Source organism: Cupriavidus sp. 10L45 (genome assembly GCF_056395225.1).
Genome location: NZ_JBFTJC010000001.1, coordinates 742,009 through 756,298, shown reverse-complemented (window position 1 = coordinate 756,298; position 14,290 = coordinate 742,009). Strand labels below are relative to the sequence as shown.

Annotated in this window: 12 protein-coding genes; 7 read left to right on the top strand and 5 right to left on the bottom strand. The window is 67.9% G+C overall.

What is annotated here, in order from left to right; translation table 11 throughout:
* The first annotated feature begins 10 nt into the window (after window positions 1–10).
* Window positions 11–1,513, top strand: a complete 1,503-nt coding sequence (locus AC1DFU_RS03375; protein WP_092297334.1) for a tripartite tricarboxylate transporter permease — start codon at window positions 11–13, stop codon at window positions 1,511–1,513.
* A gap of 40 nt (window positions 1,514–1,553) precedes the next feature.
* Here the strand turns inward: AC1DFU_RS03375 and AC1DFU_RS03370 are convergent, their stop codons facing one another.
* Together AC1DFU_RS03370 and AC1DFU_RS03365 are read right to left on the bottom strand one after the other, a co-directional pair.
* On the bottom strand, window positions 1,554–2,456 hold the full coding sequence (locus AC1DFU_RS03370; RefSeq protein WP_441592927.1) for a ketopantoate reductase family protein: 903 nt from the start codon (window positions 2,454–2,456) through the stop codon (window positions 1,554–1,556).
* A 73-nt stretch (window positions 2,457–2,529) separates the two neighbouring features.
* Window positions 2,530–3,300, bottom strand: a complete 771-nt coding sequence (locus AC1DFU_RS03365; protein ID WP_092297328.1) for an alpha/beta fold hydrolase — start codon at window positions 3,298–3,300, stop codon at window positions 2,530–2,532.
* A gap of 427 nt (window positions 3,301–3,727) precedes the next feature.
* On the opposite strand from AC1DFU_RS03365, the gene AC1DFU_RS03360 reads away from it, so the two are divergent.
* On the top strand, window positions 3,728–4,630 hold the full coding sequence (locus AC1DFU_RS03360) for a LysR family transcriptional regulator (RefSeq protein WP_441592926.1): 903 nt from the start codon (window positions 3,728–3,730) through the stop codon (window positions 4,628–4,630).
* A 15-nt stretch (window positions 4,631–4,645) separates the two neighbouring features.
* Here the strand turns inward: AC1DFU_RS03360 and AC1DFU_RS03355 are convergent, their stop codons facing one another.
* Together AC1DFU_RS03355 and AC1DFU_RS03350 are read right to left on the bottom strand one after the other, a co-directional pair.
* Window positions 4,646–6,178 (bottom strand): class I adenylate-forming enzyme family protein, encoded by a 1,533-nt coding sequence (locus AC1DFU_RS03355; protein WP_441592925.1) that lies wholly within the window; start codon window positions 6,176–6,178, stop codon window positions 4,646–4,648.
* Between the two features lie 99 nt (window positions 6,179–6,277).
* Window positions 6,278–7,444 (bottom strand): acyl-CoA dehydrogenase family protein, encoded by a 1,167-nt coding sequence (locus AC1DFU_RS03350; protein WP_441592924.1) that lies wholly within the window; start codon window positions 7,442–7,444, stop codon window positions 6,278–6,280.
* 248 nt (window positions 7,445–7,692) lie between these two features.
* Between AC1DFU_RS03350 and AC1DFU_RS03345 the strand changes: the two genes are divergently transcribed.
* From AC1DFU_RS03345 to AC1DFU_RS03325, 5 genes are all read left to right on the top strand, one after another.
* Entirely contained in the window at window positions 7,693–9,006 is a 1,314-nt protein-coding gene (locus AC1DFU_RS03345; protein ID WP_441592923.1) for an acetyl-CoA hydrolase/transferase family protein, read from the top strand.
* A gap of 65 nt (window positions 9,007–9,071) precedes the next feature.
* Complete coding sequence (locus AC1DFU_RS03340) at window positions 9,072–10,280, top strand: acetyl-CoA C-acetyltransferase (RefSeq protein WP_092297314.1); 1,209 nt, start codon at window positions 9,072–9,074, stop codon at window positions 10,278–10,280.
* Between the two features lie 26 nt (window positions 10,281–10,306).
* Complete coding sequence (locus AC1DFU_RS03335; protein ID WP_441592922.1) at window positions 10,307–11,287, top strand: Bug family tripartite tricarboxylate transporter substrate binding protein; 981 nt, start codon at window positions 10,307–10,309, stop codon at window positions 11,285–11,287.
* A gap of 27 nt (window positions 11,288–11,314) precedes the next feature.
* Window positions 11,315–12,472: an acyl-CoA dehydrogenase family protein gene (locus tag AC1DFU_RS03330; protein ID WP_092297308.1), complete on the top strand. Its 1,158-nt coding sequence runs from the start codon at window positions 11,315–11,317 to the stop codon at window positions 12,470–12,472.
* 5 nt (window positions 12,473–12,477) lie between these two features.
* Window positions 12,478–13,773 carry a CaiB/BaiF CoA transferase family protein gene (locus tag AC1DFU_RS03325; protein WP_441592921.1) on the top strand — a complete coding sequence of 432 codons (1,296 nt, stop codon included), beginning with the start codon at window positions 12,478–12,480 and terminating at the stop codon, window positions 13,771–13,773.
* Between the two features lie 23 nt (window positions 13,774–13,796).
* On the opposite strand, the gene AC1DFU_RS03320 is transcribed toward AC1DFU_RS03325, so the two are convergent.
* Window positions 13,797–14,261: a RidA family protein gene (locus tag AC1DFU_RS03320; protein WP_441592920.1), complete on the bottom strand. Its 465-nt coding sequence runs from the start codon at window positions 14,259–14,261 to the stop codon at window positions 13,797–13,799.
* Window positions 14,262–14,290 lie beyond the last annotated feature (29 nt).

Genomic DNA, 14,290 nt, shown 5'->3' with positions numbered 1-14,290 from the left:
GAGCCATGGAATGGAGTTGCTCAGTCATCTCGCGCTCGGCTTTTCCACGGCGCTCTCGCTACAGAACGTGGCCTATGCCTTCCTGGGCTGCGTGCTGGGCACGCTGATCGGCGTGCTGCCGGGTCTGGGGCCGCTGGCGACCATCGCCATGCTGTTGCCCATCACGTACACGCTCCCCCCGGTGGCCGCGCTGATCATGCTGGCCGGCATCTACTACGGCGCGCAGTACGGCGGTTCCACCACGGCCATCCTGGTCAACCTGCCGGGCGAGTCGTCCGCCGTGGTGACCACGCTGGACGGCTACCAGATGGCGCGCCGCGGCCGTGCCGGCGTGGCGCTGGCCACCGCCGGGCTGGGTTCGTTCTTCGCGGGCAGCGTCGCCACGCTGATCCTGGCCGCGTTTGCCACGCCGCTCTCCGAGCTGGCGTTCAAGTTCGGGCCGGCGGAGTACTTCTCGCTGATGGTGCTCGGTTTGATCGGTGCGGTGGTATTGGCATCGGGCTCGCTCGTCAAGGCAGTGGCCATGATCGTCCTTGGCCTGCTGCTCGGCCTCGTGGGCACCGACGTGAACTCCGGCGCCGCGCGGTTTTCGTTCGATGTGCCCGAGCTGACCGATGGCATCAGCATCACCGCGCTGGCGATGGGACTGTTCGGCTTTGCCGAGATTATCGCCAACCTGGAGCAGAAGGAACACCGCGAGACCTTCACGGACCGCGTCACCGGACTCTTCCCGAGCAGGGAGGATTTCCGGCGCATGATCCCGGCGGTGTTGCGCGGCACCCTGCTGGGCTCGGCGCTGGGCATCCTGCCGGGCGGCGGTGCTTCGCTGGCCTCGTTTGCGGCGTACTCGCTGGAGAAGAAGACATCGAAGTACGCCCATGAGTTCGGCAAGGGCGCGATCGAAGGCGTGGCGGGTCCGGAATCGGCTAACAACGCTGCGGCGCAGACGTCCTTCATCCCGCTGCTGACGCTGGGTATTCCGCCCAACGCCGTGATGGCGCTGATGGTGGGCGCGATGACGATCCACAACATCCAGCCCGGCCCGCAGGTGATGACCAGCAACCCGGCGCTGTTCTGGGGCCTGATTGCTTCCATGTGGATCGGCAACCTGATGCTGGTGGTGCTGAACCTGCCGCTGATCGGCGTCTGGGTCAAGCTCCTGACGGTGCCGTATCGTTTCCTTTATCCGGCCATCCTCGTGTTCTGCAGCATCGGCGTGTACTCGGTCAACAACACGGTGTTCGATGTCTTCGCCGCAGCGGCTTGCGGCCTCATCGGCTATGTGTTCCATAAGCTGAAGTGCGAGCCGGCGCCGCTGCTGCTCGGCTTTGTGCTCGGGCCGATGATGGAGGAGAATTTCCGGCGCACCTTGCTGCTGTCGCGCGGCGACTACACGGTGTTCACGACGCGTCCGTTGTCGCTCGGGCTGTTGATAGCGGCCGCGGCGCTGGTGGCAGTCGTGGCGCTGCCCGCGATCAAGGCCAAGCGCGAGGAGGCATTCCAGGAGGAGTAAACGCGAACGCGGACAGGCCGTCAGGCGCTGTCCGCGTTTGTCACTTCTGGGGGTGCTGGCTTTCCAGCAGTTCCACCAATGCCACGATGATCTGGTTGACCGGTGTCGGCACGCCCCGCGCGTTGCCGCGCCGGACGATGGCGCCGTTCAGGGCCGCGATCTCGCTGGCGCGGCCCCGGGCGAAGTCCTGCGCCATCGACGAGTACTGGCCAAGAGGGATGGTGCGGCGAATCCGTTCAAGCTGGCCATCCGCATCGAGGTCGATGTCGACGCCTTCGGCGTGCGCTACCGCAAGACACTCCGCGATGAGGTTGCGCATCGCTTCCTCGGCGGACGCCACGCCGCGAATCTCGCCGTAGGGCAGGTTGACGATCGCGGACAGCGCGTTGTAGGCGCAGTTCAGGATCAGCTTCTCCCAGAGTGCGCGCGCCACATTGGCCGAGACCACTGTGGGCACGCCGGCGTCGTGGAACAGGCGCGCCACCAGCTCGCTGCCCTGCTCCTGCCCGATCACCAGGTCACCCCGGCCGTGATGCCGGAGGTGCCCATCGCCGGCCATCTCGCTGGCGACGTAGACGGCGGCGGGTATCACTGGGCGTGCCAGCACCTGCTCCAACTGCCCTGCGTTGTCGATGCCATTCTGCAGGGACACGACCAGCGCTTCGCGCTTCAAGTGGCTGCGGATCTCGTCGGCAACCTGCTCGGTGTCGACGGATTTCACGCAGACCAGCACGATATCGGCGTCCTCCACGGACGCCGCGTTGGCGCTTGCCGCGATGGTCACCTGTTCATCGAACAGCCTGGATTCGAATCGCAGGCCACGCGCCCGGATGGCATCGACATGCCGCGGCCTGCCAATCAGCACCACATCCTGACCGGCCCGCGCCAGCATCCCGCCATAGAAGCAGCCCACCGCACCTGCGCCAATCACCGCGATTTTCATGTGTCGTTCCTCGCATGGTTTGGGAATGCCTGCGCAGCGGACTGCCCTGCCGCCTGCCTTACTGCAACCTGTCTTACTGCTTCTGCACCGTCTGCACGGCGTCGAGAATGACCTTCGCCACATCGGCCGGCCGGGACTGCTGCGGCACGTGGCTGGTCGGCAGCGTCGTCACCTTCGCGCCGATCTTCTTGGCCATTTCACGTTCGAGCGCGGGCGGGATCATCCGGTCGTTCTGGCTGACGATGTACCAGGAGGGCCGCGTGGTCCATGCGGCGACGGTGGTCTTCTCGCCAAACGCCTTCGCCTGGATCGGGCCCTGCGTGGCGGCCATGACGCGCGCCTGGGCGGCCGGCACGTCCTGCGCGAAATCGCTGGCCAGCGCCTCGGGCGGCAGCGAGAGGTAGCCCTCCGCATCGGCGACGATCTTGCCGATACCCGGCGCGGGCGGGTGAGCCTTGCCCGCTTCCTCCGTGGACTGGCCCGCATCCGGTGCGAAGGCGGCCACGTAGACGAGCGCGGACACCTTGTCGACGGCGCCCGCCTCGGTAATCACCGTACCGCCCCACGAATGGCCGACCAGCACGACTTTGCCGGGTTGGTTGTTGATGGCGCGGCGCGTGGCCGCCACGTCGTCCGCCAGCGAGTTGAGCCCGTTCTGCACGGCCTGCACCCTGACACCCTTGGCCTGCAGCAGCGGAATGACCTTGGCCCAGTCGGAGCCATCGGCAAACGCGCCGTGCACGATCACGACCGAGGTGGGGGCCTTCTCTGCTGCGTAGGCGGCCGAACCGGCCGAGAAAGCGAGGGCCGCGACGGCCAGCGATGCAAGCGTGCGAGTCAACATGTCGATCCTTTCAATGGGTGATGGGACACAGGCGGCGGCGTTGCGTGGCTGCCGTCTGCCATGCATGCATTGAATCGCGCCCATGTATCGCCCCCGTGTGATGAATGCATGGATGGGTATGCGGATGTATCGGCGGACAGCCCGGATACATGCCGATACAAAGGCTCGGCTCCCCGCATCCGCAGTGCCCGATCCACAGCGAGCCGGATGCTACCGGAATCCGCCGCGCGATGCGCTGAAGCGCCTTTTGCAGCAGGCGCCTCCGCGAAAGGTGCCTGATTCGCTACAAAGGTTGCGGGGGCTCGGCGCGACATACTGCAAGGCAGAACAGGCATTCCGCGCCTTTGCATTGGGCGGGATGCAAGCGCAAAATCCCCCCACTTCATATTTCGATCCTGGACGCGGCCCCGCCGCCAGGGACCCGCTCGTGCGCTTTGATCTCGTTGACCTGAAGCTTTTCACCCATATCGCGGAGGCCAGCAGCCTCACTCGCGGCGCCGAACGCTCCCACCTCTCGCTCGCGGCGGCCAGTACCCGGATCAAGAATCTGGAGGAACACGTAGGCGTGAAGCTGCTGAGCCGGAGCAGCCATGGGGTGAAGGTCACCGGCGCCGGGGAGACGCTGCTGGCCCATGCGCGGCGCGTGATTCGCCAGCTCGAACAGCTCAGTGGCGACCTTCAGGAGTACGCGTCCGGCGTGAAGGGCCATGTGCGCGTGTTCGCCAATACCACGGCGATGAGCGAGTACCTGCCCGCCGTGCTGCGGACCTATCTGGTGAATCATCCTGATGTGACGATCGACATGCAGGAGCGCCTCAGTCCGCACATTCTGCGTGCGGTGCAGGAAGGCGCCGTCGATATCGGCATCGTCGCGGGGAATCTCCGTGCCGAAGGGGTGGAGATGATGCCCTACCGGAATGACCGCCTCGTGCTGGCGGTGGCACTCAGCCGCCCGCTGGCGCAGCGCAAGCGCGTGGGCTTCATCGAGGCGCTGAAGTTCGACATCATCGGCCTGCCCGAGGCCAGCGCCATCCATACCTTCCTGCAAGGCGCCGCCGCTGACCTCCAGCGCTCGCTGCGCTGGCGGGTGCAGGTCAGCAATTTCGAGACGGCCTGCCGGATGATCGAGGCGAACGTGGGCATTGGCGTGCTGCCGGAGAGCACGGCCGTCCGGCACGCCAAGTCGATGGCGCTGAGCATCGTCCAGCTTGAGGACGACTGGGCGGAGCGCCGCCTCCAGATCTGCGTGGCGGACCTGGCCGCGCTGCCGCTGTTCGCCCGCAAGCTGGTCGATCTGCTGGTCGAGGACGGCCAGGGCCGCCAGGACTAACGTGGCGGCGGGCGCCTACCCCTGCACGGCCAGCATTTCCCTTAGCTGGTGCTTGAGCAGCTTGCCGCTGGCTGTCTTCGGAATCGCGCCCAGGCGCAGGTAGCGCTCCGGCCGCTTGTAGGGCGACAGCCGATCCATCACGAAGGCACGCAGCGCGTCCGCGTCGAAGCTCTCCCCCTCCTTGATCTCGACGAAGGCCACCACTTCCTCGTTGCCGTCCGACGTCGGCACGCCGACCACCGCCGACACCAGCACCGCCGGATGGGCGTTCAGCACCGACTCCACCTCGATCGGATAGACGTTGAAGCCCGAGCGGATGATCAGGTCCTTGGTCCGGCCGACGATGTATAGCGCGCCGTCCGGCCCGAGCCGGCCGATATCGCCGGTATTGAGCCAGCCGTCCTCGCTGATGACCTGCCTGGTCAGTTCCGGCGCGAGATAGTAGCCAAGCATGACGCCCGGCCCCCGGACCCAGATTTCGCCCGGCGTGCCCGTCTCCACCGGCTGGCCATCCGCGCCGATCAACCGCACTTCGGCCCCTTCCACGATCTCCCCCGCCGCGCAATCGGTGCGCGGGCGATCCATATGGGTGACGAACAGCGAGCCGGCGTACTCGGTCATGCCGTAGCCGTGATGCAGCGGCTGGCCGAACATGCCCTCCACTTCCTGCTTGAGCGTGGGGTCGAGCGGCCCGCCGCCGGTATACAAATAGCGCAGCCGGGTGGAGGCCAGCCGTTGCACCCCGGCCGCCCGCAGATGGGCGAGGATGCGGTGGAACATCGTCGGCACGCCTTGCAGGATCGAAATCGACCCGGCTTCGATGGCCTGCGTCACATCGGCCGCATTGAAGCGGGACGACAGGTACAGGCTGGCGCCCGCCTGGAAGGTGGCGAGCAGCACCGTGCCCATGCCGAAGATGTGCGACATCGGCATGACCGCGTAGGCGCAGTCGTCCGGCACCATGCGCCGCGACGCCACGGTGACCCGCGCGAAGTGCAGCAGGCCGCGATGCGACACCATCACCCCCTTCGGCTGGCCGGTGGTGCCCGAGGTGTAGATCAGCGCCGCCACTTCCTGCGCCAGTGCCTCAGGCACGCGCTCGCTGGTCGGGTCCACCGCGCCGGCCATCAGCGGGCCCAGGCCCGGCGGCGCGGTTTCCCGGGCGCGGTAGGTCACGCCGTGCCGCAGGGCATCGGGCGAGGCGCCATGGGTGAACAGCATCAGCCGGGGCCGGCAATGCGCGCGGATGACCTCCACCTCCCGCTCGGACAGCCGCGCATTGACCACCACCGGCCACGCGCCGATCTCCGACAGCGCGAACAGCAGCGTCACCACGGACAGCGAGTTCTCCGCGACGATCATCACCCGGTCGCCGCCGGCCACGCCCTGCGTGCGCAGATACTGCTGCGCGGCCTCGATATCGGCCCAGAGTTCGCCATAAGACACGGCGCGCCCTTCCTCCACCACCGCCGGGCGGTCAGGCGTGGCGAGCGCCCAGTGACGGGGGATGTCGCTGATGCGTTGGGCGGGGGTTCGGTCCGAACACATGTCTGGGTCTTCCTCGATCAATGAAGGCTGGCTTTGGCTTGAGTGCCGCCAGTGTAGGGGCGGTGCATCTGGCGTGCAACGGACAAGGTCGATTGCCGCTCAGAACGAGCGCGGCAGGCCCAGGATGTGCTCCGCCACATAGGAGTAGATCAGGTTCGTGGAGATCGGCGCCACCTGATAGAGGCGCGTCTCGCGGAACTTGCGCTCGATGTCGTACTCGCAGGCGAAGCCGAAGCCGCCGTGGAACTGCAGGCAGACATTGGCCGCCTCCCAGCTCGCCTTGGCGGCCAGGTACTTGGCCATATTGGCCTGCGCGCCCATCGCCGCGTGCGCGTCGTACAGTTCGCAGGCCTTCCAGCGCATCAGGTTGGCGGCTTCCAGTTCGATGAACGACTCGGCAATCGGGAACTGCACGCCCTGATTCCGCCCGATGGGCCGGTCGAAGACCTGGCGCTCGGTCACGTACTTGGTCACGCGGTCCATGAACCAGTAGCCGTCGCCGATGCACTCGGCGGCGATCAGCGTACGCTCGGCGTTCAGGCCGTCGAGGATGTACTTGAAGCCCTTGCCTTCCTCGCCGATCAGGTTCTCCTCGGGGATCTCCAGGTCCTCGAAGAACAGCTCGTTGGTCTCGTGGTTGACCATGTTCGGGATCGGGCGCACCACCATGCCCTTCTTCTGGGCCTCGTGCAGGTCCACCAGGAAGATCGACATGCCTTCGCTCTTCTTCTTCACCTCGTCCAGCGGCGTGGTGCGCGCCAGCAGGATCATGAAGTCGCTGTGCTGCACGCGGCTGATCCACACCTTCTGGCCATTGACCACGTAGCGGCCGTCCTTCTTGATGGCCCGGGTCTTGATCTTGGTGGTGTCGGTGCCGGTAGTCGGCTCGGTCACGCCCATGGACTGCAGGCGCCACTCGCCCGAGGCGATCTTCGGCAGGTACTTCTGCTTCTGCGCGTCCGAGCCGTGGCGCAGCAGCGTGCCCATGTTGTACATCTGGCCGTGGCAGGCGCCCGAGTTGCCGCCGCATCGGTTGATCTCCTCCATGATCACCGACGCTTCCGTCAGGCCAAGCCCCGAGCCGCCATATTCCTGCGGAATCAGCGCCGCCAGCCAGCCGGCGTCGGTCAGCGCGTTGACGAAGGCTTCCGGGTAGGCCCGCTGCTCGTCGATCTTGCGGAAGTACTCGTCGGGGAACTCCGCGCAGAGGCTGCGCACGGCGTCCCGGATTTCCTGGAAGTTATTCGATTGGGTCTGTTCGATCATGGCGCGTCTCCCGCTTTTGTTGGCGTTGCCATGCTCGCGAGGTTTGGCGTGTGGCGCAATCAACGTTTGCGGAACCGGGCCTTTGCCGGAGCAGAAGGCAGCCCGCCAGGCAGCCCGCCAACCCGCGCCGGCACGCTGATTTCGCAACAGGCGAAGTCCGCCATTGGCATTCTCAAATAGCGCCGGCGCGCAAATGCCAACATGCTCCAGCCCATACCAAAAAATGACAAACAGGAGACACGCCGGAAATGGATGCCCACTCGGATGCCCACTCGCTGGCCGCCGCGCTGCGCGCCCTGATCCGCCCCGGCGACCGCATCTGGTGGGGCCAGGCCACCGCCGAGCCGCTGACGCTCACGCGGGCGCTGGTGGCCCATCGGCACGCCATCGCCCAGGGTGGGCGGCTGGGTGTCTTCGTCGGCATCGGCCAGTCAGACACGCTCCGGCCGGACCAGTCCGATGTGATCGACTTCTTCGGCTACGCCGCCAGCGGCCCGCACCGCCAACTGGCCCGCGCCGGCCTGCTGGACATCGTGCCGTGCCATTACTCCCACCTGCCCGGGCTGATCCGGTCCGGCACGCTGCCGGTGGACGTGGCGCTGGTGCAGGTCTCCCCCGCCGATGCGGAGGGCCGCCATAGCCTCGGGCTGGTGCACGAATACCTCCCCGCCGTGCTGGATCGGGCACGCGTGATCATCGCCGAGGTCAACCCGGACGTCCCGTGGACCCATGGCAGCCGCTCCCTGACCGCCGACGACATCGCCCTGACCGTCGATGCGCAATATGCGCCAATCGACCTCGAACGCGGCGCGCCCTCCGAGGTGGAACTGGCGATTGCCCGCCACATCGCCGGCCGGATCGAGGACGGCACCACGCTGCAGATGGGCATCGGCAACCTGCCCGAAGCGGTGCTGGCGGCGCTGCACGGCCACCGTGACCTGGGCCTGCACAGCGGCGCCGTGGGCGATGGCGTGGTGGCGCTGGCCGAGTCCGGGGCGCTGACGCACGCACGCAAGACTGTCGATACCGGCGTCGGCATCGGCGGCATCCTGATGGGCAGCGAGCGCCTGCGCCGCTGGGCACATCGCAACCCGCTGCTGCAGCTGCGCGAAACCACCTACACCCACGATCCCGAGGTACTGGCGCGCCAGCACAAGCTGGCGGCCATCAACGGCGCCATCGAGGTGGACCTGACCGGCCAGATCAATGCCGAGGTGGCCGGCGGCGTCTACATGGGCGCCGTGGGCGGCGCCGCGGACTTCCTGCGCGGTGCCGCGCGCAGCCACGGCGGCCTGCCGATCATCGCGCTGCCGGCGACCGCGAAGGGCGCCAGCCGCATCGTCGCGCAGCTATCCGGACCGGTCAGCACGGCCAGATCGGACGCCGGGCTCATCGTCACCGAATACGGCGTGGCCGACCTGCGCGGGCTGCCGCTGTCGCAGCGCGTGCGCCGCATGATCGACATCGCCGCGCCGGAACACCGCGAGGCGCTGGACCGCCAGGCCCACGCACTGCTGCGCCAGTGCGGCGCCGCGTTCGTCACCGTGCCGGCCGCCGCCTGATTGCTATCGATTCCTATCGATTCCCACCGATTTCCATCCCAGACCAGATCCACAGGAGACCCACCATGCGCAGAGCCGCAATCGTTACCCCCGTCCGCACCCCGGTTGGCACCTTCGGCGGCAGCCTGCGCCCGGTGCCCGTCGAGGAACTGGCCGCCACCACCGTGCGTGCCGTGGTGGAGCGCAGCGGCATCGACCCCGCGCGCATCGACGATGTGGTGTTCGCCCAGTCCTACGCCAACAGCGAAGTCCCCTGCGTGGGCCGCTGGGCCGCGCTGCAGGCCGGCCTGCCGGTGGAGGTGCCGGGCATGCAGCTCGACCGCCGCTGCGGGGGCGGCTTGCAGGCCGTGGTCACGGCGTCGATGATGGTGCAGAGCGGCGCCGCCGACGTGGTCATCGCGGGCGGCGTGGAGAGCATGAGCAATATCGAGTACTACACCACCGACATGCGCTGGGGCGCGCGCTCGGGCAACGTCCGCTTCTACGACCGGCTCGACCGGGGCCGCGAACGCTCCCAGCCGGTGTCCCGCTTCGGCGAAATCTCCGGGATGATCGAAACCGCCGAGAACCTGGCGCGCGACTACGGCATCAGCCGCGAAGCCGCGGACGCCTTCGCGCTGCGCAGCCACCAGCGCGCCGCCGCCGCGTGGGAAGCCGGCCGCTTCGACGCCGAGATCGTTCCCGTCTCCGTGCCGCAGCGCAAGGGCGAGGCCCTGCGCTTCGCCCGTGACGAGGGCTATCGCCCCGAATCCACCACCGAATCCCTCGGCAAGCTGCGCGCGCTGATGCCGGGCGGCACGGTGACCGCCGGCAATGCCAGCCAGCAGAACGACGCCTCCGCCGCCTGCCTGATCGTGGCCGAAGACAAGCTGGCCGAACTGGGCCTGACGCCGATGGCCACGCTGGTGGGCTGGGCCGCCGCCGGCTGCGAGCCCTCGCACATGGGCATCGGCCCGGTGCCGGCCGTGAAGAAGCTGCTGGCCCGCCTGAACCTGCGGCTGGACCAGATGGATCTGGTCGAACTCAACGAAGCCTTCGCCTGCCAGGTGCTGGCCGTGCTGAAGGGCTGGAACTGGCAGGACCAGGGCGAGATCGACAGCAAGCTCAACGTCAACGGCTCGGGCATTTCGCTCGGCCATCCGATTGGCGCCACGGGCGTGCGCATCCTGACCACGCTGCTGCACGAACTGCAACGCCGGGGCGGCCGCTACGGCCTGGAAACCATGTGCATCGGCGGCGGCCAGGGCATTGCGGCCGTTTTCGAGCGCTACTGACAACAAGAAGGATGAAGGAGACAACCATGCACACATCATTTCGACGGACCTTGCTTTCGGGCCTGATCGTTGGCGCCGCCGTGCTGGGCGCGGGCGCTGCCATGGCCCAGTCCAACCCGCCGGTCCGCCTCGTGGTGGGCTACGCGGCCGGCGGCCCGGCTGACCAGGGCGCGCGGCTGTTCGCCGCCGCGCTCGGCAAGGCCCTCAACGCCACGGTGGTGGTGGACAACAAGCCCGGCGCTAACGCCACGCTGGCCGGCCACGAGGTCGTGCGCGCCAAGGCCGACGGCAACACGCTGTGGTTCGCGGCCAGCGCCGGCATCACGGTCGCCCCCAACATCATGAAGCGCATGCCGTTCGATCCGGCCAAGGACCTCACGCCGATCGCCCCGGTGGCGCGCTACTACAACATGCTAGTGGTCAACAACAGCGAGCCGTTCACCTCCACCAAGGAACTGGTCAGCTACGCCAAGGCCCATCCGGGCAAGCTCAGCTACGGGTCGTCGGGCGTGGGCAGCTCCAACCACGTGGCCGCCGCGCTGTTCGCCCGGCAGGCCAATGTCGAGCTGAACCACATCCCGTACAAGGGCAACGCGCCGGCCATGACGGACACCATCGGCGGCCAGATCGACATGCTGTTCGACATCATCAGCACCGCCAGCGGCTACGTGAACGGCGGCAAGGTCCGCGCCATCGCCGTGGGCTCGCCCAACCGCAGCCCGGCGCTGCCCAACGTGCCCACCTTCCGCGAATCCGGCATTGCCGGCCTGAAGGACTACGAGGCCGGCGGCTGGTACGCCGTCTACGCGCCCAAGGGCCTGACGCCCGAGGTCACCCAGAAGCTGACCGTCGCCGTGAAGCACGCCGTGGCCGACCCGGACCTGCGCAAGCGCTACGCCGAACTGGGCTACGAGCAGTGGAACGGCACCACCGAGGATCTCGTCAACACCGCCGCACGCGAACGCACCCAATGGGCCAGCGTGCTGCAGGGCGTGACACTTGACTGACCGAGACGAAGCAAAGGACGACCAACCATGATCCGCGATAACGACACCCTCGAAGCCCTGCTCGACAGCGTGCGCCGCTTTGTGCGCGAGCGGCTGGTCCCGGCCGAGGCACTCGTGGCCGAGACCGACGAAATCCCCCAGGACATCGTGCAGGACATGCGCGAGATGGGCCTGTTCGGCATGACCATTCCCGAGCGCTTCGGCGGCCTGGAACTGACCATGGAGGAAGAGGCCCGCGTGGTGATGGAGCTGTGCCAGACCGCGCCGGCCTTCCGCTCGCTGCTGGGCACCACGGTCGGCATCGGCTCGCAGGGCATTCTGATGGATGGCACGCCCGAGCAGCAGGCCGCCTGGCTGCCCCGGCTGGCCACGGGCGAGATCCTCGCCTCGTTCGCGCTGACCGAGCCGGACGCCGGCTCGGACGCCGGCTCGCTGCGCACCTCCGCCGTGCGGGATGGCGACGACTACGTCGTCAACGGCACCAAGCGCTTCATCACCAATGCGCCGCAGGCCGGCATGTTCACGCTGATGGCGCGCACCGATCCGTCGATCAAGGGCTCGGCCGGCGTCTCGGCCTTTATCGTCGATGCGAAGTCGGCGGGCATCAGCTTCGGCAAGCGCGACGTGAAGATGGGCCAGAAAGGCGCCCATACCTGCGACGTGATCTTCGAGAACGTGCGCGTGCCGGCTGCCAACCTGATCGGGCTCAAGGAAGGCCAGGGCTTCAAGACCGCCATGAAGGTGCTGGACAAGGGCCGCCTGCATATCTCGGCCGTCAGCGTGGGCGTGGCAAAGCGCGTGCTGCGGGATGCGCTCAACTACGCCGTCGAGCGCCAGCAGTTCGGCCAGCCGATCTGCGACTTCCAGCTGATCCAGGCCATGCTGGCAGACAGCCAGGCCGAACTCTACGCCGCCGAGTGCATGGTGATCGACGCCGCACGCCGCCGCGACGAAGGCCGCAACGTCTCCACCGAAGCCTCCTGCTGCAAGCTGTTCGCCACTGAAATGGTCGGCCGCGTGGCGGACCGCGCGGTGCAGATTCTGGGCGGCGCGGGCTATATCGCCGAGTACGGCATCGAGCGCTTCTACCGCGACGTGCGCCTGTTCCGCCTCTACGAAGGCACGACGCAGATCCAGCAGGTCATCATCGCCCGCAACATGATCCGCGACGCGCGCAACGGCTGAGCCCCATGACCACACCCCAAGCCCAGATCCACCCCGACCTACCCCACCCGTCCCCGCAGACCGGCGCCCTCAGCCACCTGCGCGTGCTGGACCTCTCGCGCGTGCTCGCCGGCCCCTGGTGCACCCAGAACCTGGCCGACATGGGCGCCGACGTCATCAAGATCGAGAAGCCGGCCGAAGGCGACGACACCCGCCTCTGGGGCCCGCCCTACCTTACCGGCGATGACGGCCCGACCGCCCAGGCCAGCTACTTCGCGGCGTGCAACCGCAACAAGCGCTCGGTGACCGTGGATATGTCCACGCCCGACGGGCAGGCCATGATCCGCGAGCTGGCCAAGCAGAGCGACGTGGTGGTCGAGAACTTCAAGACCGGCGGCCTCAAGCGCTACGGGCTCGACTACGAGACGCTCAGCGCGCTGAATCCGCGCCTGATCTACTGCTCGATYACCGGCTTCGGCCAGACCGGCCCGTACGCGGCCCGCCCCGGCTACGACCTGCTGGTGCAGGCCATGAGCGGGCTGATGAGCATCACCGGCCATGCGGACGGCGAGCCCGGCGGCGGCCCGATGAAGGTGGGCGTGGCCGTGATCGACCTGTTCACCGGCATGTACGCCACCACGGCCATCCTCGGCGCGCTGGAAGCCCGCCACCACACCGGGCGCGGCCAGTGCATCGACGTGGCGCTGCTGGACGTCGCCATGGCGGTGCTGGCCAACCAGGGCGCCGGCTTCCTGAACGCCGGCAACGTGCCCACGCGGCAGGGCAATGTGCATCCGAGCGTGGTGCCCTATCAGGACTTCCCGACGGCCGATGGCAACATGCTGCTCGCCATCGGCAACGACGGCCAGTTCGCCCGCTTCTGCGAGGCCGCCGAGGTCGACTGGGCGACGGACGCGCGCTTCGCCACCAACAGCGCCCGCGTGACCCACCGCAAGACGCTGATCCCGATGATGGTCGCCGTCACGCGCGGCAAGCCCACGAACGACTGGATCCGCCTGCTGGAAGCCAAGTCCGTGCCGTGCGGCCCCATCAACAACGTCGAGCAGGCGTTCGCCGATCCGCACGTGCAGCACCGTGGCCTGCAGATCGAGCAGGAACGCTATCGGGCCGACGAACCGCGTGCCGGCGACCCGGTCAGCCGCGTGCGCACCACCGCCAGCCCGCTGCGGCTCTCGGACACGCCCACCACGCTGCGCTACGCGCCACCGGCGCTGGGCCAGCATACGGATGAGGTCCTGCGCGACTACCTGCAACTCGCCCCGCAGGACGTGGCCGCGCTGCGGGCCAGGGGCGTGGTGTAGCGGCACGCCGACAAAATCCCCGGTCAGGCGCCCTTGACCTGCGCGATCACCACCAGGATCACCGCCGCATTGCCAGGCTGCTGGGTCTGGGAATAGGCGGCGCGGGCATGGCCGGCGCGTTCGCCCAGCACCTCGGCGAAGAGGTCGGACGCGCCGTCGAGCACCGCCGGCTGGTCGAACGACCCCGGCGCGCTCGTCACATGCCCTTCCAGCCGGACGATGTGATCGAGCCGGTCGAACCCGCCCAGATGGGCGTGGATCTGCGCCAGCACGTTCAGGGCGGCCAGCTCGGCCGCCTGCCGGCCCTGCGCCACGGTCAGGTCCTTGCCGACCTGGCCCTGCCAGACCACCTTGCCGTCCTGCAACGGCAGCTGGCCGGAAATGAACAGCAGGTCGCCGGCACGGCTGACGGCGGTATAGCTGCCCAGCGGCTGCGGGGGCGGCGGCAGCGTCAGGCCGCGCGCGGCGAGTCTGGATTCGACGGTCATGATCAAGCTCCTATATCGATACAGCGGTT

Coding starts and splice junctions, on each gene's coding strand:
- AC1DFU_RS03375 (WP_092297334.1), top strand. CDS start 11: ATGGAGTTGCTCAGTCATCTCGCGCTCGGCTTTTCCACGGCGCTCTCG.
- AC1DFU_RS03370 (WP_441592927.1), bottom strand. CDS start 2,456: ATGAAAATCGCGGTGATTGGCGCAGGTGCGGTGGGCTGCTTCTATGGC.
- AC1DFU_RS03365 (WP_092297328.1), bottom strand. CDS start 3,300: ATGTTGACTCGCACGCTTGCATCGCTGGCCGTCGCGGCCCTCGCTTTC.
- AC1DFU_RS03355 (WP_441592925.1), bottom strand. CDS start 6,178: ATGTGTTCGGACCGAACCCCCGCCCAACGCATCAGCGACATCCCCCGT.
- AC1DFU_RS03350 (WP_441592924.1), bottom strand. CDS start 7,444: ATGATCGAACAGACCCAATCGAATAACTTCCAGGAAATCCGGGACGCC.
- AC1DFU_RS03345 (WP_441592923.1), top strand. CDS start 7,693: ATGGATGCCCACTCGGATGCCCACTCGCTGGCCGCCGCGCTGCGCGCC.
- AC1DFU_RS03340 (WP_092297314.1), top strand. CDS start 9,072: ATGCGCAGAGCCGCAATCGTTACCCCCGTCCGCACCCCGGTTGGCACC.
- AC1DFU_RS03335 (WP_441592922.1), top strand. CDS start 10,307: ATGCACACATCATTTCGACGGACCTTGCTTTCGGGCCTGATCGTTGGC.
- AC1DFU_RS03330 (WP_092297308.1), top strand. CDS start 11,315: ATGATCCGCGATAACGACACCCTCGAAGCCCTGCTCGACAGCGTGCGC.
- AC1DFU_RS03320 (WP_441592920.1), bottom strand. CDS start 14,261: ATGACCGTCGAATCCAGACTCGCCGCGCGCGGCCTGACGCTGCCGCCG.